Annotated in this window: 15 protein-coding genes and 1 pseudogene; 11 read left to right on the forward strand and 5 right to left on the reverse strand. The window is 71.3% G+C overall.

Annotation, left to right across the window (positions count from 1 at the left end):
- Both CCL05_RS23850 and CCL05_RS23855 read left to right on the forward strand, forming a co-directional pair.
- A partial coding sequence (locus CCL05_RS23850; RefSeq protein ID WP_143589940.1) for a diflavin oxidoreductase occupies positions 1–1,685 on the forward strand: 1,685 nt, incomplete at its 5' end.
- A gap of 140 nt (positions 1,686–1,825) precedes the next feature.
- Positions 1,826–3,532: a hypothetical protein gene (locus tag CCL05_RS23855; RefSeq protein ID WP_208641605.1), complete on the forward strand. Its 1,707-nt coding sequence runs from the start codon at positions 1,826–1,828 to the stop codon at positions 3,530–3,532.
- A gap of 15 nt (positions 3,533–3,547) precedes the next feature.
- Here the strand turns inward: CCL05_RS23855 and CCL05_RS23860 are convergent, their stop codons facing one another.
- The gene (locus CCL05_RS23860) at positions 3,548–4,063 is read right to left on the reverse strand and encodes a YceI family protein (RefSeq protein ID WP_086562527.1); all 516 of its coding nucleotides are present in this window, start codon (positions 4,061–4,063) and stop codon (positions 3,548–3,550) included.
- A 121-nt stretch (positions 4,064–4,184) separates the two neighbouring features.
- Here CCL05_RS23860 and CCL05_RS23865 point away from each other — a divergent pair, with 121 nt between their 5' ends.
- The 5 genes from CCL05_RS23865 to CCL05_RS45295 all read left to right on the forward strand — a co-directional run bounded on the left by CCL05_RS23865 (position 4,185) and on the right by CCL05_RS45295 (position 8,220).
- Positions 4,185–4,766: a MarR family winged helix-turn-helix transcriptional regulator gene (locus CCL05_RS23865; RefSeq protein WP_244204382.1), complete on the forward strand. Its 582-nt coding sequence runs from the start codon at positions 4,185–4,187 to the stop codon at positions 4,764–4,766.
- Between the two features lie 103 nt (positions 4,767–4,869).
- A complete protein-coding gene (locus CCL05_RS23870; protein WP_086562528.1) occupies positions 4,870–6,213 on the forward strand; it encodes a hemolysin family protein in 1,344 nt (447 codons plus the stop codon).
- The gene (locus CCL05_RS23875) at positions 6,210–7,232 is read left to right on the forward strand and encodes a hemolysin family protein (RefSeq protein WP_086562529.1); all 1,023 of its coding nucleotides are present in this window, start codon (positions 6,210–6,212) and stop codon (positions 7,230–7,232) included. Before CCL05_RS23870 ends, CCL05_RS23875 begins: the two co-directional genes overlap by 4 nt.
- A gap of 386 nt (positions 7,233–7,618) precedes the next feature.
- Entirely contained in the window at positions 7,619–7,843 is a 225-nt protein-coding gene (locus tag CCL05_RS23880; RefSeq protein ID WP_086562530.1) for a hypothetical protein, read from the forward strand.
- 203 nt (positions 7,844–8,046) lie between these two features.
- A complete protein-coding gene (locus CCL05_RS45295; protein WP_167409604.1) occupies positions 8,047–8,220 on the forward strand; it encodes a hypothetical protein in 174 nt (57 codons plus the stop codon).
- Positions 8,221–8,223: 3 nt separating this feature from the next.
- On the opposite strand, the gene CCL05_RS23885 is transcribed toward CCL05_RS45295, so the two are convergent.
- The 3 genes and pseudogenes from CCL05_RS23885 to CCL05_RS23895 form a co-directional block, all read right to left on the reverse strand.
- Entirely contained in the window at positions 8,224–9,342 is a 1,119-nt protein-coding gene (locus CCL05_RS23885; protein ID WP_086562531.1) for an acyltransferase family protein, read from the reverse strand.
- Positions 9,343–9,557: 215 nt separating this feature from the next.
- The gene (locus tag CCL05_RS23890) at positions 9,558–10,619 is read right to left on the reverse strand and encodes a peptidoglycan recognition protein family protein (protein ID WP_086562532.1); all 1,062 of its coding nucleotides are present in this window, start codon (positions 10,617–10,619) and stop codon (positions 9,558–9,560) included.
- Between the two features lie 800 nt (positions 10,620–11,419).
- A pseudogene (locus CCL05_RS23895) lies at positions 11,420–11,942 on the reverse strand (GNAT family N-acetyltransferase).
- Between the two features lie 86 nt (positions 11,943–12,028).
- Between CCL05_RS23895 and CCL05_RS23900 the strand changes: the two are divergent.
- The 3 genes from CCL05_RS23900 to CCL05_RS23910 all read left to right on the forward strand — a co-directional run bounded on the left by CCL05_RS23900 (position 12,029) and on the right by CCL05_RS23910 (position 14,783).
- Positions 12,029–12,523, forward strand: a complete 495-nt coding sequence (locus CCL05_RS23900; RefSeq protein ID WP_086562533.1) for an NUDIX hydrolase — start codon at positions 12,029–12,031, stop codon at positions 12,521–12,523.
- A gap of 176 nt (positions 12,524–12,699) precedes the next feature.
- The gene (gene ctaD / locus CCL05_RS23905) at positions 12,700–14,412 is read left to right on the forward strand and encodes an aa3-type cytochrome oxidase subunit I (RefSeq protein WP_086562534.1); all 1,713 of its coding nucleotides are present in this window, start codon (positions 12,700–12,702) and stop codon (positions 14,410–14,412) included.
- A complete protein-coding gene (locus CCL05_RS23910) occupies positions 14,409–14,783 on the forward strand; it encodes a hypothetical protein (RefSeq protein ID WP_208641604.1) in 375 nt (124 codons plus the stop codon). Before ctaD ends, CCL05_RS23910 begins: the two co-directional genes overlap by 4 nt.
- Here CCL05_RS23910 and CCL05_RS23915 read toward each other — a convergent pair.
- The gene (locus tag CCL05_RS23915; protein WP_086562535.1) at positions 14,773–16,077 is read right to left on the reverse strand and encodes a phosphatase PAP2 family protein; all 1,305 of its coding nucleotides are present in this window, start codon (positions 16,075–16,077) and stop codon (positions 14,773–14,775) included. The two genes, CCL05_RS23910 and CCL05_RS23915, sit on opposite strands and share 11 nt — an antisense overlap.
- Positions 16,078–16,608: 531 nt before the next feature.
- Here CCL05_RS23915 and CCL05_RS23920 point away from each other — a divergent pair.
- Entirely contained in the window at positions 16,609–18,087 is a 1,479-nt protein-coding gene (locus CCL05_RS23920; protein ID WP_107400508.1) for a sugar transferase, read from the forward strand.
- Positions 18,088–18,094: the final 7 nt, after the last annotated feature.

The raw sequence follows: 18,094 nt of genomic DNA on the forward strand, positions 1-18,094 counted from the left end.
CCACGACCTCACGGCCGGCCGCCCCCGCGCGGGAACCGGCCGGCCGTGAGGTCGTGGTGCTGTGGGCCTCGCAGACGGGGAACGCCGAGGAGTTCGCCGCCGCCACGGCCGAGCGGCTGACCGCGACCGGGCACCGTACGAGCCTCGTCGGCATGGACGAGGCGGACGTCGTCGCGCTCGCCCGCACGGCGGACCTGCTCTTCATCACCAGCACCTTCGGGGACGGTGACGCGCCCGACAACGGCGCCGGCTTCTGGGACACGCTCTCCGGCGACGAGGCCCCGCGGCTGGAGGGGGTGCGGTACGCGGTACTCGCCTTCGGCGACTCCTCCTACGACGACTTCTGCGGGCACGGGCGGCGGCTGGACGCGCGGCTCGGCGAGTTGGGCGGGGTGCGGCTGGCCCCGCGTACGGACTGCGAGCCGGACTACGGGATCTCCGCCGGGGCGTGGCTCGACCAGGTGCTCTCGGCGCTGGGCGGTCCGGCCGCCGCTCCGGCCGATTCCCCGCCCGGCTCTCCGGTCTCGCGATCCGAACCGGAAGCGAAGCCCAAGCCGGAGCCGAAGCCGAAGCCCGCCGCCGCGATCGCGCGGCTGGTCGGCAACCGGCTGCTGAGCGGGCCCGGCGCGGGCAAGGAGGTCCGGCGGTTCACCTTCGACACCAGCGGGACGGACCTGGCCTACGAGGCCGGGGACGCGCTCGGCGTGCGGCCGGTCAACGCGCCCGCCCTCGTGGCGGAGTGGCTGGCGGTGACCGGGCTGGACGCCGGGGCGGCCGTCGAGGTGGCCGGGGTGGGCGAGGTGCCGTTCGCCGAGGCGCTCGGCCGGCATCTCGACATCACGAGGATCACCCCGGACCTGCTGCGGTTCGTCGCCGAACGCGCCCGGGACAAGCACGAGTTGCGCAGGCTGCTGCGGCCCGACAACAAGGACGGTCTGGCGCAGTGGTGCTGGGGGCGGCAGGCCGTGGACGTGATCGCCGAGTACGCGGTGCGGGCGAGCGCCGAGGAGTGGGCCGGGGTGCTGCGGAAGCTCCAGCCGCGGCTGTACTCCATAGCGTCCAGCCCGCTGGTCGACCCGCACCGGGTGTCGCTGACGGTGTCCGTGGTGCGGTACGAGAACCTGCGGGGGCGGCAGCGCGGCGGGGTGTGCTCGCCGTTCCTCGCCGACGCCGGGGCGGACACCGAGGTGCCGGTGTTCGTGCAGCGCTCGCCGCACTTCCGGCCCCCGGCCGACGCGTCGACGCCGATGGTCATGGTCGGCCCCGGCACCGGCGTCGCGCCGTTCATCGGTTTCCTCCAGGAGCGGCGGGCCCTCGGGCACCGGGCCCCCAACTGGCTGTTCTTCGGCGAGCAGCACCGCGCGACGGACTTCTACTACGAGGACGAGCTGACGGCCCTGCGCGACGAGGGCACCCTCAGCCGTCTGGACACCGCCTTCTCCCGCGACCAGCGCAACAAGGTGTACGTGCAGGACCGGATGCGCGAGCACGGGCCGGAGCTGTGGCACTGGCTGCGCGACGGCGCCCGCTTCTACGTCTGCGGCGACGCCTCCCGCATGGCCAAGGACGTGGACCGGGCCCTGCGGGACATCGCGGTGGCGCACGGCGGGCTGAGCGAGGCGGAGGCCGCCGTGTACGTGAAACAACTCGCGGCGGACAAGCGGTACGTACGGGACGTGTACTGAGCGGGCGGCGGTCGCTCGGCGGTCGCTGAGCGCCCGTCGGGTCCTTACTCGCCTCACACCCGCCTCTTCACCGCCGCCCGGGCCCCGCTCACCGGCGGCGGTTAGCGTCCTGCGGCGTGTACTCGGCAGAAACCACGCTTCTGGTGCCCGGCTCGCGCACGCAGTCGGCGGTGGCCGTACCGCCGTCCCCGGCCCAGTGGCACCGCGTCCTGACCCTGCTCGCCGACATCAGTCTGCTGATCGGCACCCGTGCGGTGTGGGCGACGGCGGCCGGTCACCGGCCGGCCGTGGCCGCGGTGGTCTCGGTCTGCTACGCCTCGATCCTGGCGTGCGGGGTGCTGGCCCTGGCCGTCCGCCGGGAGCGGTCGCTGGCGCGGGTGGACCTGTGCGTGCTGGTGACGGGCGTGACGCTCGCCCTGTGCGCGTGGATCATGCTCCACCACGGCTCCGACGAGGCGCTGCTCACCACCCAGGCGGCGCGGGAAACGGCCGCGGGGCACCCGGTGTACGGGCGGCCGTGGCCCTGGCTCTTCGGCCACGGCGTGGCCCTCACGCCGACGGCGACCGGCGGCTACGACCTCACCTACGGCTATCCGCCGCTGGCCCCGCTGCTGGCCGTGCCGCTGCTGTGGCTGGGGCACGGCGGTGCTCCGGCGACGGCCGTGAGCACGGGCGCGCTGGTCGCCGGCACGGTCGTGCTGTGGCGGATGCTGCCGGCGCCGTGGCGGTCGGCGGCGACCATGGTGTGCCTGGGTTTCGGGATGCTGCCGTCTTACGGGCGGCTCGGCTACCCGGCGATCGTGGCCCTGGCCCTGCTGGTGCCGGTGGTGGTGCGCTGGCCGCGCATCGGTGCGGGCGGGCGGCTCGGGGCGGCCGGTCTGGCGCGGGCCGCGTGTCTGGGGGCGGCGTGCGCGGCACAGCAACTCCCCTGGTTCCTGGCGCCGTTCCTGCTGGCCGGGCTCTACGCCGTGCGGCGCGGCGAGCTGGGCGGCCGGGCCGCGGCGCTGGTGGTGCTTCGGTTCGCCGGGGCCGCGGCGACCCTGTGGCTGCTGATCAACACCTACTTCGCCGTCAGCGAGCCGGGCCCCTGGCTGACGGGGATCGCCCTGCCGCTGACGCAGGGGGCGGTGCTGCACGGGCAGGGCGTGGTCGACATCTCGCTGTACCTGACGAACGGCAGCGACCGGCTCGGCTGGTACTCCTGTGCGAGCCTGCTGCTGCTCGCCGGCCTGTTCGTGCTGTTCGTGCTGTTCGTACGGCGGCTCGGGCCGGCCGCGACCGTCCTGCCCTGGTGCGCGTTCTATCTGGCGACCCGCTCACAGGACGGCTACTACCTGTTGATGACGCCGCTGTGGCTGGCGGCGGCCGTCACCGCTCCCGCGTCGGCGTTCGCCGGGGCGTGGCAGCCCCGCCTGCGCCTGCTGTCCGGGCCGCGGCGCCGCCCGGACCGGATCGCCCTGGCGGCGCTGTTGCTCCTGCCCGCGCCGGGTTGCGCGGTCGTGGCGGCGACGGGCACGCCGCCCCTGCGCATGCGGGTCGTCGCGGCCCGCCGTCCCACCCCGGCGACCGTCTCCCGCCTCGCCCTCCAGGTCACCAACACGGACGACACGGCCCTCGCCCCGCACTTCACCCTGACCATGGGCCAGGGCATGGCCCCGTACTGGCGGATCGTCCGGGGCCCGCGCACCCTGCCCGCGCATGCCACCGCCCGCTATGAACTCCGGCCGCCCTCGGGCTGGTTCGCCCTGCCCCGGCCGGGTGCCCGGATCCGCCTGCGCGCGTTCACGGCGTCGCCTCAGACGCTGTCGAGCGCGGATGTGCAGGACGCGGTGCGCCGGTCGGACTGACGCTCGGGGGCCGCGTCAGCCGCTGGTCCGGACGAAACGCAGGGCGGCGGTGACCGTGGTCCGGCCGCGGATCATGCCCAGCTGGTTCCAGCCCATGCCGAACTGGTCCCGGTCCACGGTGAACTCCGTCTCCAGCGTGAGCCCCGTGGCATTCCCGTCCGTCAGGCGGGCGGTGAGGGACAGCGGCCTGCTGACGCCGCGCACGGTGAGCTGGCCGACGACGTGCACCTGGTCGCCGTCGCGCAGCTCGGCGCTGCGGGCCACGAAGGTGATCTCGGGGTGGTGGTCGGCGTCGAAGAAGTCGGCGGACCTCAGGTGGGTGTCGCGCTTGGCGTTCTTGGTGTCGAGGGAGGCGACGTCGAAGGTCAGGGTGCCGACGGCGGACCCGTCGGGCCGGACCTCGCCCGAGCCGCCGATCGCGCCGAAGGTGCCCTTCACGGTGACCAGGCCCCACATGGTCTTGTGCCGGATGCCGACGGTCGAGGCGGTCGTGTCGAGCTGCCACAGTCCGGTTTCCACGGCGACGGTCATGATCGTTCTCCACTCGTGTCGTTCACATCGTGTCGTTCAAATTTGGATGACTCACGCTAGCGGCTCGTCCAAAATTGAACAACCCCCTGTTTCAAATTTGGACAACAGGTACGCTGGATGCATGGCCGACCCCCAGGAGCACCCCGCCGACCTGCCTGAATGCCCGTTCGCCGAGGGCAGCGGGCTGCTGCCGGCCGAGCTGCGCGCCTGGATGCTGGTGCTCGCCGCGACCGGGGCGGTGGAGCAGCGGCTGCGCTCGGTCGTGAAGGAGACGCTGGACGTCTCGCACGACGAGTTCCTGATCCTGTGCCTGCTCGCGGAGCAGCCCGAGGGAGGCCTGCGCATGACGCGCGTCGCGGAGCTCCTGGGCCGCCCGAAGACCCGCCTCACCTACCAGATCGCCTGCCTCCAGCACGCCGGCCTCGTCACCCGCAGATCGGTGTGCGGCGACAAGCGCGGCGTCGAGGTCACCCTCACCGACAAGGCCCGCCGCCTCCTGGCCGAGGCCGCCGGCCCGCTCGCCGGGACGGTGACGCAGTCCCTCGCCCGCTTCATCGGCCCGGACCAGCGAGAAGCCCTGCGCGCGCTGGTGCCGGACCTCGCCGAGGAGTCCCGCACGAACCGAGGCGTTCTCTACACCGTCGTAGAATCCGGGAACACGGGTGCGACGGCGAACGTTGACCCCGATACACACCACACATGAGGAGCCACTTCTTGTCCGCCAGACCGACGGACCCTCCGGGGCACAGTCCCCGACCATCCCGCCACGACATCAGTGATCGCGGCACATGGCGGGATGGTGTCGGATGAGTGCCGCGAACGCCCTGCTGGGCCTGCTCGCCGTGTTCGTGCTGACCGCCGGCACCGGCTACTTCGTCGCCCAGGAGTTCGCCTACGTCTCCGCGGACCGGCTCACGCTCGCACGCGAGGCCGAGGCCGGGGACAAGAAGGCCGCCCGCGCCCTGCTGGTGCTGGAGCGGCTGTCGTTCATGCTGTCGGGCGCGCAGCTCGGCATCACCGTCACCGGCCTGGTCGTCGGCTTCATCGCCGAGCCCTCGGTGTCCGCGCTGCTCAGGCCCGCCCTGTCCGGGCTCGGCCTGCCCGGCGCGGCCGTGAGTGGCGTCTCCGTGACGCTGGCCTTCGTCCTGGCCACGGTCGTGCAGATGGTGCTGGGCGAGCTGGCCCCGAAGAACCTCGCGATCGCCGTGCCGGAGCGGCTGGCGAAGGCGCTGGCCCCCTCGACGCTGGCGTATCTGAAAGTCGTCGGCCCTGTCGTACGCGTCTTCGACAGCGCGGCGAACAAGCTGCTGCGCAAGGCGGGCATCGAGCCGGTCGAGGAGCTGCATCACGGCGCCACGCTGGAGGAGCTGGGTCATCTGATCGGCGAGTCGCACGAGCGGGGCGCCCTGCCCAAGGACACCGCCGCGCTCCTGGACCACGCGCTGGAGTTCTCCGAGCGGACCCTCGACGAGGTGATGGTGCCGCGCGCCGACGCCGTCTTCGTCCGCACGGACGCCGGCGCCGACGAGGCGGTCGGCCTGATCGCCCGGCACGGCCACTCCAACTACCCCGTCCTCGGCGACCACCCGGACGACATCGTGGGCGTGCTGGGCGTGCGCGAGCTGATGGCGCTGCCCGCCGCGCGCCTCGCCGGCGCGCGTGCCGGTGAGGTGGCCCGGCGGCCGCTGCTGCTGCCGGACACCCTCGGGCTGCCGGACGCGGTGACGCGGATGCGGGAGCAGGACGACGAGTTCGCGGTCGTCCTCGACGAGCACGGCGGCGTGGCGGGCATCGTCACGTACGAGGACATCGCCGAGGAGCTGGTCGGCGACATCGCGGACGAGTCCGACCGGGTCACCGTGCTCGCCGTCGCGGACGGCGACGGCTGGCTGGTGGACGCCGGCCGCCGGCTGGACGAGGTGGCCGAGGCCACTGGTGTCCGGCTGCCGGAGGACGACGACTACGACACCGTGGCCGGCCTGGTCGTGGACCGGCTCGGCCGCTTCCCGACGGTCGGCGACCGGGTCACGGTCGAACTGCCCGACGGCGACCGTGCCGTGATCGACGTCCGCACGCTGGACCGGCACGTGGCCGACCGGGTCCGGATCAGCCCGGTCGTGCAGGCCGTGGAAGCCGAGGAGATGGCGTGAGTTTCCCGATGGCGGTCTTCGTGACCGGGCTGCTGCTGATCGGCAGCGGCTTCTTCGTGGCGGCCGAGTTCGCGCTGGTCGCCGCCAAGCGGCACCGCATGGAGAAGGCGGCGGCCGAGGGGCGGCGCGGCGCCGGGGCGGCTTTGGACGGTATGCGCGAGCTGTCGCTGATGCTGGCCGGTGCCCAGCTGGGCATCACCGTGTGCACACTGGGCCTGGGCTCGGTGTCCAAGCCGGCGATCTCGCACGAACTCGACCCGCTGCTGCACACCCTGGGCCTGCCCAGTGCCGTGAGCTACGGCGTGGCGTTCGCCGTGGCGATGGTCGTGGTGGTGTTCCTGCACATGGTGGTCGGTGAGATGGCCCCCAAGTCATGGGCGATCGCCCACCCCGAGCGTTCGGCGATGCTGCTCTCCCCGCCGTTCCGGGCCGTGGTGCGGGCCGTACGGCCGCTGATCCGGCTGCTCAACGCCGTGAGCAACGCGCTGGTACGGCTGTGCCGGGTGGCACCGCGCGACGAGCTGGCCTCGGTGCACAACCGCGAGCAGCTGACGCACCTGGTGGCGGAGTCCGAGCGGCTGGGCCTGATCAGCGCGACCGACTCGCAGTTGCTGACCCGCTCGCTGACCGAGCCCGAGACGCCGGTGGCGGCGCTGCGGATCCCGGCCGCGGAGATCACCTGGGTCGAGGGCGGCACGGACGTCGGGGCACTGCTGCGACTGGCCGCCGCGCACGACCGCACCCGGCTGCTGGTCCGCGAGAACGGCACGGTCCTCGGCTCGGTCCACGCCCGTGACGCCCTGGTCGCCCGGGCCCGGGGGCGGGCGACGACCGCCCGGGAACTGGCCCGCCCGGTGCCCGAGCTGACGGAGGACACCACGGTCGCCGACGCGATCGAGGTGCTGCGCCGCCGCCGGTCCTCCCTGGCCGTGGTCCGTGACCCCGGGGGCCGGCTCACCGGCCTCGTCACCCTGGACGATCTGCTGGCCCGGCTGATGCAGCCGGCCGCGGCGGCCTGACGGAGCGGAATCCGAACCTCCAGGCAATCTGCACACCGTTCGCAAGGACGCCGTGGAACGGCGGGCCGGGCGCCAAGTCCGTGACGCGGCACGGGAAATTGGCGCCGAAGTGCCCGCTTCGGAAATCGGGGTGCAATACCCGTACGTGCCGCAGGACGACGGGAAGTGTGAAGGGGTGGGCACATTTCGGTGCCCCCGTGATCATGTCGGTGAAGACGGTCGCCGCAGGGTCCGCTTCGACGTGGTCGAGCGGTTTGGCCGTCTGCTCCGCGGGATGCTTTGATCCTGCGCACGGCGGAGCCGTCGGCGCGGAATCTCGATTCTGAATCCGGCGACCCCCCACGCGCGCCGCCCTTGCAAGACATTCACGTGAAGGGAAACACCCCATGAACCTCACCCCGCAGGTCGACAGCGCCGAGCTCTCCGACGCCGACCTGGACAACGTCTCCGGCGGTATGGCGGGCGGTGCCTCCGTGGGCCTCGTGGGCAGCCTCTCCGGCGGCCTGGTCGAGCCGCTGACCGCGGGCCTCTGCGCCGACCTCCAGGGGGCCGTGTCGGCGGACGGCGCCGCGGCCGGCGGCAGCGCGGGCGTTCACACGACGTCGCTCTGACGACACCGCGCAAAGGGCCCCGGGGCACGATTCCCGGGGCCCTTCGCCGTGCCCGGGTGTTTCCCACGATCGCAAAGTTGGGGAATTCGCGAAGTTCGTGACGGAATTCTGGACACGACGGGGGTGGGTAACACCCCGGCACGGCATGGCGCAGACTTACACGGGCCCCCCAGACCCAGCTGTAAAGCGTTAGGACAACCCCTGTGAAACCCGACTCGACCCGGAACGAAGAACTTCCGATCTACGAAAGCCTCATACGCGAACGCGGTGACGTCGTCGAGGAGGCTCGCGTCGTCGCCGAGGAGACGCAGCACCAGATGACGCAGGCCCTGAACGGGCACGCGCCGGTGCAGCAGGAACCCAGCCCGCAGCAGTAGGCGTCACGCACGGGCGTCGCCCCGCGGCGGGGCGGTGTTCCCCCTGTCGAAGGCCCACGCCATCCCCGGTTCCGTCACACAGCGGAAGACACGCCGCACGGAGGTCGTGCACAGCGCCGTGACGACCACGGCCGCGACCAGGCCGGCGGCGAGCGCGCCGACGGGCCCGTGGACCCAGGCCGGCTCGTACCAGCCCCCGTACTTGGCGGCCTGCGCGACGAAACCGTGCAGCAGATAGCCGCACAGCGTGCCCGCGCCCAGGGCGGTGAACCACGTCCGGCGCCCGGGCACCCAGGCGAGGAAGCAGGCGACCAGGACGGCCGAGCAGCCGAAGGCCGCCAGCGTCATCACCGGCCCGTACCAGTACGGGGCCGCCAGTTCCGGGGCGCTGTCGGCGTGGAAGAACCAGGCGTAGTTCATCCGCGGCACCGCCCAGTACGCCACGCCCAGCGCACAGACGGCCACCGGCACGGCGAGGATCCGCGCTCCGCGCCGGCGCACCAGCCGGAAGTGCTCCGGCCGCAGCAGCAGGCCGAGCACGAAGTACGGCAGGAACTGCAGGGTGCGCTGGAGGTCGAGGTCGTGGCCGATGGACGGCGAGAGCGTGGCCAGCATCGCGACGACGAGGGCCGTCGGCAGCGGCCACCGCACATGCCGCCACAGCGGCGTCGTCAGCCGCCAGACGAACAACGCCGCCAGGAACCAGGTCAGATACAGCGGGTCCAGCAGGCTGACCGGGCGGTCGGGGTCCTGGCTGGTCCACCGGGTGAACAGGGTGTACGCCGTCTCGAACACCACGTACGGCACGGCGACACCGGTGACCAGGCGCTTCAGGCGCCCCGGGCTGCCGTCGAAGGTGCGCGAGAAATAGCCGGAGACGATGATGAACGCCGGCATGTGGAACGCGTAGACGACCATGTAGAGCGCGGTGACGGCCCTGCTGCCCGGCCGCAGCGGCTCCCAGGCGTGGCCCACGGCCACCAGCACGATCGCCAGGTACTTGGCGTTGTCGAAGAACGCGTCCCGCTGCCTCACCGGACGGGCCGCCGCGCCCTGTTCCGTTCCCCGCGGCGCCCGGGTCGCTTCGGCCACCGGGCGGGCCGTCGTCACCGTGTCACTCACGGGCCCTCCCGAAGAAGCTCGAAGCGGCTGTGCCTCGTCTTGTCCGGGGTAAAAGGGTGGCGTCTGCGCAGAACATCGCCCGCACCCTAATCACAGGGCCCTGTTCCGGTTCAACTCGTGACGGGGGTGACTCGCTTCGGTTCATGCCCGGGTATACGTGCCCGGACGGGCGATCGTCTCCCGGAGGGACGTGAAGAACGGGCGCCGCGCGGGGCTCAGCTCTCCTTCCACACCAGCGCGGTCAGCACCGCGCTCGCGACGGTGACCGGGACGGCGGCCTGGTTCAGCAGCCGTACCCGCATGCTCCGGCCGGACGGGAGCCGCTTCGTCAGGGGCACGACCGCGAACGTGCCGCCGCCGGTGCCGACGATCTCGTGGATCGGGTGGTCGGCGCGGTGCTGGTCGCCCTCGTACTCCGACATGCGCGCCTGGACGACCGCGCCCGCCGGCAGCCCGTCGATGTGCAGGCTCACGCTCCCGCTGAAACGGGCCGGGCCACGGGCGAAGACGCTCCCGCCACTGGCGTGGTCGCCGGTCTCGTCCGCCCACTCCGTGGTGAACTCGACCGAGTCCCAGGCACCGGGCGCGAGCCGGTAGCCCCCGGTGACACCGAGGTTGACGTACTGGGGCATGGGGTCCTCTCCTTCCCACAGGCCCGCCGGGTGGGCCAGGGCGTCGGCGACGTCACGGCGGAAGTCGGCCATGTCGAATCCGCGCGGATCGACCTTCCAGTCGCTCCACTCCAGGTGACCGATCGCGCTCTTGGGGCCCCAGCCGTGCGCGCGGCAGATCGCGGCGGTGGCCTTGACGATGGCTTTGTACTGGACACTCGGCCACGGATCCTTGCCGTCGCCCTTGTTCTCGCATTCCCAGCCGTAGAAGCGGGCGTTGCCGTCGACCGCGCCGGCCGAGCCGTCGTGCTCGTGCGTCGCGGGCGGACGGGTGCCGTAGGACTCGCCGATGACGGCGTTCAGCACGTCACCGTCGCCGCCGCCGGCGTGGTTGGCCCGGCCGTTGCCGGTCAGGTGGACGACGCCGTCCTTGGTGATGCATCCGGTGGCGAGCGGACCGGGCAGGGCGCTGTGGCCGTGGTAGATCAGGTCGACGACGTCGGTGCCGGGCCCGGTGACGGTGTGATGGATGATCACCCCGTGCACGGGACCCCACGGGCCCTTGTGGTTGCGGTTGTTGGTGCGCCATCCGCCGACCTCGTGAACGGCGCAGCCCTCGGCCTTCAGCGCGGCGACGAGCCGGGCGGCGGTGAGCGGTGTGGCCATGAGTCGGTCCTCCGTTTCGGCGCGCTCGTGCCGGTCCGAAGACACTCGTGCCGGTCCGAAGACAGTGGTCGCGGTTGCGGAGCGGGTCCGGCGGCTCGTGTCCGTCCGAACCTGCCCCGGGCCCCCGCCAGGCCCTCACCCATCATTCTTCCGCCGCTTGCCTCGTCGCTCACCTCGCCGTACCCCCGCACAGAAATTCGGCGGGATTACGACGCTGCCGCGGCAGGAAGAGCAGGGGCGCTGTCAGTGGCCCGGCGTAGGGTCCGCTGCCATGAGCATCGCCGCTGTCGAGGAGTCCTGGGCCCGCGTCGACGCCTGGCCGGCCCAGCACGCTCCCCTCTCCCACGCCATGCTGCGTCCACCCGCGTCGCAGGCCGGGATCGAGGACGCGCAGCGCACGCTCGACGTGCCGTTCCACCCGGATCTGGTGGCCTCGCTGCGGTGCCACGACGGGGCCGAACCCGACGACGGCACAGTTCAGTTGTCGTTCTACGGCCCGCTGTGCGGTGTCGCGGACATCGTGCGGAACACGACCTTGCTGCGGAGTCTCGGGCCCCCTACGGACAGGTGGGCCGCCGTTTCGACGAGGACATGCCCTCCTTCGCGCACTGGCCCTCACTGCGTCATCTTCTGGCCGGCCTCGCGGACGCCCTGGAGGGCGGTCGCACGTTCCTCGACCGCGTCCCCGTGGCGGTGGCCGGAAAGCTCGGGTGGGAGGAGCAGCGGACCGTGCCCGCCGAGGCGGTCTCCACGCCGGCGTGGGCCGCCGCGCTCGTTGAACCGGAGTCGGACCCGCCGGCTCAGAGATTACGGACCCGGGCGTGCAGGTGCCCTTCCAGGGGGAACGCCGGTGGCGCCGCGGCCACGAGCGAGGACAGTTCATAACCGCACTTCCGCGCGACGCGGCAGGAAGCCGTGTTGTCCACCTGGTGCAGGAGCTCCAGACGGGTCAGGCCATGGCGGCCGGCGAAGGCGGTGAAAGCCCAGTCCGTCAGCGCCTCCAAGGCCCGGGGAGCCACGCCCCGGCCGCGAGCGTGCGCCGCGGTCCAGTAGCCGACCTCTGCCGACGAGGCGCCGGGCGTGACGTTCTTGAGCACCGCGTGCCCCACCAACTCGCCTTCGCTGGTGTCCGCTTGGACCTCTTTCCCAGCTGCGTTGCTGATCCTCGATCCACCGTGCCGCACCGGCACGGTCGTGCACGCCCGCGCTCACCCAGCGACGCATGGCCTCGTCCCGGCGAAGGCCGACGAGGTCCGCGGCGTCGGCCGGCCTCCAGGGACGCAGGAGGAGAGCAGGGGCCGATCGGCCGTTCCGGCCACGCAGGCAGGTCGGCCGTGAAACCGTACAACTCCCTTCGGTCGGCCCCGTGTTGGGAAGCCCGGCGAACCGGAGCCGGGCATCATGCGGAGATGTCTGATGCCAGCGTCCGACCGCTCGCCGTCGATCACCGCGGCAACGCGCTGACCGCTTTCCTCCGCCGGGCGGAGGAACGACCGCCCGGTGACGCGCCTCTGCCCCTCGCCCTGGTGGCCCTCTGGTGCGGCGATCGCGTCCTGATGGTGTTCGACCGGTTCCGGCAGGGCTGGGAGCTGCCCGGCGGACTGATCGAGCCGGGTGAGTCTCCGCGCCAGGGGGCCGTGCGTGAACTGCTGGAGGAATCGGGGCAGACGCCCGTGGAGCCGCTCGGGTTCGTCGGATACCCGCGCTTCACGCTCGCGCCGGACCAGCGTGTCGAATACGGCGCGCTGTTCTCCGGACGCTGCGCCGAGGTCGCTGCGTTCCAGCCGAACGAGGAGATCGAGGCCATCCGCTGGTGGGACCTGCGCGAGGTCCTGCCGGGGCGCGTGCACGCCCTGGACGCCTGCCTCGCCCGGCTCGCACACGGGCCCGGCCTCCCCCTGTGACGCTTCTCGCGCCTGGGCCCAAGAAGCCGGCACGCCGTCCCGGTGTCAGCGCGGCACCACTCGTTCGCATGGATCGCTGGGCCGTTCGGCCCAGCGAACCCCCACGTCAGACGGTTCTTCCTCATCGGCGGGACTAGTTTCCGCCGGGTCGAACCCGCACTGCGATCGAGGAGCTCATGGCGACACACACCGAACGGGTCGCTCCGGTACCGGCGACGGAGCGCCGCAGCCGGGGCCAGGTGATCGTCTCCTGGATGACGACGACGGACCACAAGAAGATCGGGCACCTGTACCTGATCACGTCGTTCGTCTTCTTCCTCGTCGCCGGGGCGCTGGCGATGGCCATCCGGGCCGAACTCGCCCGGCCGGGGCTCCAGTTGCTGTCCCACGAGCAGTACAACCAGGCGTTCACCCTGCACGGCACGATCATGCTGCTGCTGTTTGCGACACCGACGTTCGCCGGGTTCGCCAACGCGGTGATGCCGTTGCAGATCGGCTCCCCGGACGTGGCCTTCCCGCGGCTGAACATGTTCTCGTACTGGCTGTTCCTCTTCGGCGGGCTGATCGTGCTCGGCAGTCTGCTCACCCCGCAGGGCGCCGCGGACTTCGGCTGGACCGCCTACACCCCGCTCAGCGGCGGGGAGCGCACTCCCCAGGTCGGCGGGGACCTGTGGATCATGGGTCTGGCCCTGTCCGGTTTCGGCACCATCCTCGGCGCCGTCAACTTCATCACCACGATCATCTGCATGCGCGCGCCCGGCATGAGCATGTTCCGCATGCCGATCTTCACCTGGAACGTGCTGCTCACCTCGGTGCTGGTGCTGATGGCGTTCCCGGTGCTGGCCGCCGCGCTGCTGGTGCTGGAGGCCGACCGCCAGTTCGGGGCGCAGGTGTTCAACGCGGAGAACGGCGGCGCGATCCTCTGGCAGCATCTGTTCTGGTTCTTCGGCCATCCCGAGGTGTACATCCTGGCCCTGCCGTTCTTCGGCGTGATCAGCGAGATCATCCCCGTCTTCGCCCGTAAGCCGATCTTCGGTTACACGGGGCTGATCGGTGCCACGATCGCCATTGCCGGGCTGTCCGTGACGGTGTGGGCGCACCATATGTTCGCCACCGGCGCGGTGCTGCTGCCGTTCTTCTCCTTCATGACGTATCTGATCGCCGTGCCGACGGGGGTGAAGTTCTTCAACTGGATCGGCACCATGTGGAAGGGCTCGCTGTCCTTCGAGGCGCCGATGCTGTGGGCGGCCGGCTTCCTGGTCACGTTCCTCTTCGGGGGTCTGACCGGGGTCATCCTCGGTTCGCCGCCCCTGGACTGGCACGTGACCGACTCCTACTTCGTGGTCGCGCACTTCCACTACGTGCTCTTCGGCACGATCGTGTTCGCGATGTTCGGCGGCTTCAGCTTCTGGTGGCCGAAGATGACCGGCACGATGCTGGACAACCGCATCGAGAAGGTCCACTTCTGGACGCTGTTCACCGGCTTCCACACCACGTTCCTGGTGCAGCACTGGCTGGGCGCCGAGGGCATGCCCCGCCGGTACGCCGACTACCTGGCCGCGGACGGCTTCACCCTGCTGAACACCATCTCGTCGATCGGCGCGTTCCTGCTGGGCCTGTCCACGCTGCCGTTCCTGTACAACGTGTGGAAGACCTCCCAGCAGGGCAAGCGGGTGGAGGTCAACGATCCCTGGGGCTACGGGCGTTCCCTGGAGTGGGCGACCTCGTGCCCGCCCCCGCGGCACAACTTCGTCACCCTGCCGCGCATCCGCTCCGAATCCCCCGCCTTCGACCTGCACCATCCCGACGTGGCCCAGCTGGACCAGGCGGAGAACTCCGGCCGACGCGATGTCGTCGAGGCCGAGGGGCACAAGGGCGAGCGGCCGTGAGACGCGGCGGTCACGAGGCGCCGTACGACGACTCGCGGCACGCGCTGGCCGACGAGGCCGAGGGCTATCTCCTCGCGCACGTCCATCGCGACCGGGCACGGCGCGAGGCCGAAGAGCTCTGCGCGCGGATGCCGTGGCTGACCACCGCCCAGGCCGAGGAACTCACCGGCTACTACGTCCGCCGGCGCCTCGACGTGACCCGTCAGCTGCTGCACGGCACGGTCCGGCGGGCCGAGGAGCTGCGGCAGGAGTACGAGTGCCGCTACGCCGCCCTCCGGCACGCTCTGCTCCGCCGCCACGCCGCGTGCGCCTGCGCCCTCCTCGCCTGCACGGGCACGGTGAGCGCCCTGGCGGTCCTGTTCAGCCGCTGACCAGTTGGTGTTCCGGTGCCGGCTGCCGCGCCGGAACGGCCTTCGTCTCCCACTGGCCGGTGGTCCGTACGTAGCCGTAGATCACCGAGACCATCGTCAGAACGAGCAGCGGGCCGAACAGCCACGGACGCTCGGCCATTTCCATCGGCAGACAGCGATAGGACAGCAACAGGGCCGCGAAGACGGCCACTCCATAAGCGACCAGTTGAATTCCGGCCCGGTCCCAGCCGCGTTCGAGTGAGCGCAGGGCCGCCTCGATCGTGAGGGTGAACACCACGCCGGCCACGAGATCCACGCCGTAGTGGTAGCCGAATCCCAGGGTCGCGGTGAGCGTGGCGATCAGCCAGAACGTGCCCGCGTAGCGCAGCACGCGTGGACCCCTGCGGGAGTGGATGAAGATCGCGGTGGCCCACGCCGTGTGCAGGCTGGGCATGCAGTTGCGGGGGGTGATCCCGTCGAACGGCATCTCGTGCGGGGCGCTGATCGGCGGCGGCAGGTCCGGCCACAGGTTGGCCACCGCCCAGTGCAGGCCGCCGGTGCCGTAGGCGCCCGGGCCGTAGGCGAAGACCGGGCCGACGACCGGGAAGATCATGTAGATGCCCGGCCCGAGGAGCCCGATGACCAGGAAGGTGCGCACCAGATGATGGCGCGGAAAGCGGCGCTCGGCCGCCACGTTGCGCAACTGGTAGAGCGCGATGACGACCGCGGCCACCGCCAGTTGGGCGTAGACGAAGTCGAGGGCGCGAGCACCGGCCGGGCCGGTGGCCGTGACGATCCGGCCCACCAGCCACGACGGGTTGCCCAGCGCGTGGTCGGCGACCGCCAGGTACTGGTCGAGCACCATCGGGCGGGTCTTCGAGGTGATGAGCAGCCAGGTGTCACCGGTCTTGCGGCCGGCCACCAGCAGCAGGCCCAGCCCGACGCCCTTCAGTAGCAGGACCCGTTCCGGGCCGGTGCGGCGCGTCACCGCGATGACCGCGCAGCCCAGGATCACCCACAACGCGCCGTTGCCGAAGGGATGGCCGGCCGTCAGATCGGCGCCGGCCGCCCATCGCACCACGAGGAGGACGGCGTCGATGCCGAGCGCGACGGCGACGGCGATGAACCGTTGCCGCCGGGTGAGGACCACCATCGTCAGCGCCATACCGGCGTACAGCAGGAAGCCCGACTTGGGGGCGACGATCACCTCCCGCACCTGGGTGGTGATCGGCCCGGGCAGCCCGTAGCGGCGCGCGGCGATTTCCAGCGCGATGAGGAACCCGAGGGCCACGACACCTGCGGTGGCCCACAGCATCGTCCGGGGTCGAGGCCGTGCGGGGAACGTGGTTCCGCGTCTTATTCGCGAGAAAATCCGCGTTGCTATAGATATCAATTGTTTTGTTCGATTTGTCAGTTGTCGCGAGAAGGAATGAGGAGGATCATCGCCCGATCGAACATGCTATCGGAGCAAGGTGCCCGATGACGGCCGAGCGCCCCGGCGGAACGAGTCTCAAAGCTTGCGCACAATTTGCACACATCCCCTCTACATACTGATCCCGATGGTCTAGATTGACCATGCTTCGGCGGTTCGGGCACCAGGCGACCGCTAATGATCTATTGGTCCGGCATCACGGAACGCCAGCAGTCGCACCCCCGCCGCCAGGCGTGGTGGTGATCAATTCTTGGAGCCCGGGAGAGGGCCTTGGGTGCGGGGAGCACCCGGGGTTCGGGTTGTCCGAGTAGCGCTGAATCAGTCGGATGTCATGCGCGGGAGGCGGGGGCCTCCCGAGGCGAGAAACAGTGTGGGGCGAACGCGTCGAACTACTCGGCGACCTGGGGGGGTTCTGTGCAGCAGGGTGAACTTGTCGACCCTTTTCCGTCCGCGCGGGGGCATCTGGCGAACGGGCCGATCAGCCAGTCGGCGATCGACTGGGAGCAGCGATACCGGCGTACCGTGATCATCAGCGATACCGCGGCCACCGCCTTCGTGGTGGCGGCGATCGGCAACTTCTTCGGGGCCCGGGACGCGGCCAACTGGCATGAGAAGTGGGGCATACTCGCGTTCGGCACCGAGCTGCTGGTGCTGGGGGCGCTCGCGGTGAGCCGGTCGTGGGCTCCGGCCGTGCTCGGCCAGGGCGCCGAGGAGTTCCGCCGGCTCGGACGCGCGCTGTTCACGGCGACCGTCGTCCTGGCACTCGGCGGGATCGCCCTCACCTCGCGCAACATCAAGCTCTGGATCTTCGTCGCGATCCCCGCGATCGCGCTGGTCACCATGACGGCGCGGTATCTGCTGCGCCTCTCGCTGCACAAGCAGCGCAAGGAGGGGCGGTGCCTGAGACCGGTGCTCGCTGCCGGGAGCCCGGCCACCGTGCTCGACCTGATCACCCGGACCCGCAAGTTCCCGCACCTGGGCTGGCGGGTGGACGCGGTGTGCACGACGGACGGTCTCGGACTCGGCGGTGATCACCTGGACGGAGTGCCGGTCGTCGGCCGGCTGGCGGACGTCGCCGGCCACGTCCGCCGCGACGGCTACCGGGTCGTCGCGGTCACACCGGATCCGCACTGGACCCCGGACCGGCTGCAGCGGCTGGCCTGGAACCTCGAAGGCAGCGACGCCGAAATGGTCGTGGCGCCCGTGCTGATGGAGGTGGCCGGCCCGCGGCTGCACGTCGACGCGGTGCTCGGGATACCGCTGCTGCGGGTCAGCATGCCGGCCTTCACCGGGGGCCGCCGGGTGGTCAAAGGGGTCGTCGACCGGATGGGCGCGGCGGTCCTGCTGCTGCTGTTCGCGCCACTGATGGTGTGCGTCGGGCTGCTCGTGCTGGTGGACAGCCGGGGCGGGGCGTTCTACCGCCAGCGCAGGGTCGGCAAGGACGGCCGCGAGTTCACCATTCTCAAGTTCCGCACCATGGTCGCCGGGGCCGACGGGGCACGTGCCGGACTGGCCGACCGCAATGAGGGCGCCGGCCCGCTGTTCAAGCTCCGCCGGGATCCGCGGGTGACCCGGGTGGGAACAGTGCTGCGCCGGTACTCGCTCGACGAGCTCCCGCAGCTGTTCAACGTGCTCACCGGATCGATGTCGCTCGTCGGTCCGCGGCCTCCGCTGCCGGAGGAGTGCGCCGCGTACGCCCCGGACATCCGGCGGCGGCTGCTGGTCAAGCCCGGACTCACCGGTCTGTGGCAGATCAGCGGACGCAGCGACCTGTCGTGGGAGGAGGCGGTGCGGCTGGACCTGCGGTACGTGGAGGACTGGTCGCTCGCCCTGGACACAGTGATCTTGTGGAAGACGCTGCGTGCGGTGCTTCACGGTCAGGGCGCCTACTGATGCGCGG

It is taken from the genome of Streptomyces africanus (genome assembly GCF_002150735.1).
Taxonomy (GTDB): Bacteria; Actinomycetota; Actinomycetes; order Streptomycetales; family Streptomycetaceae; genus Streptomyces; species Streptomyces africanus.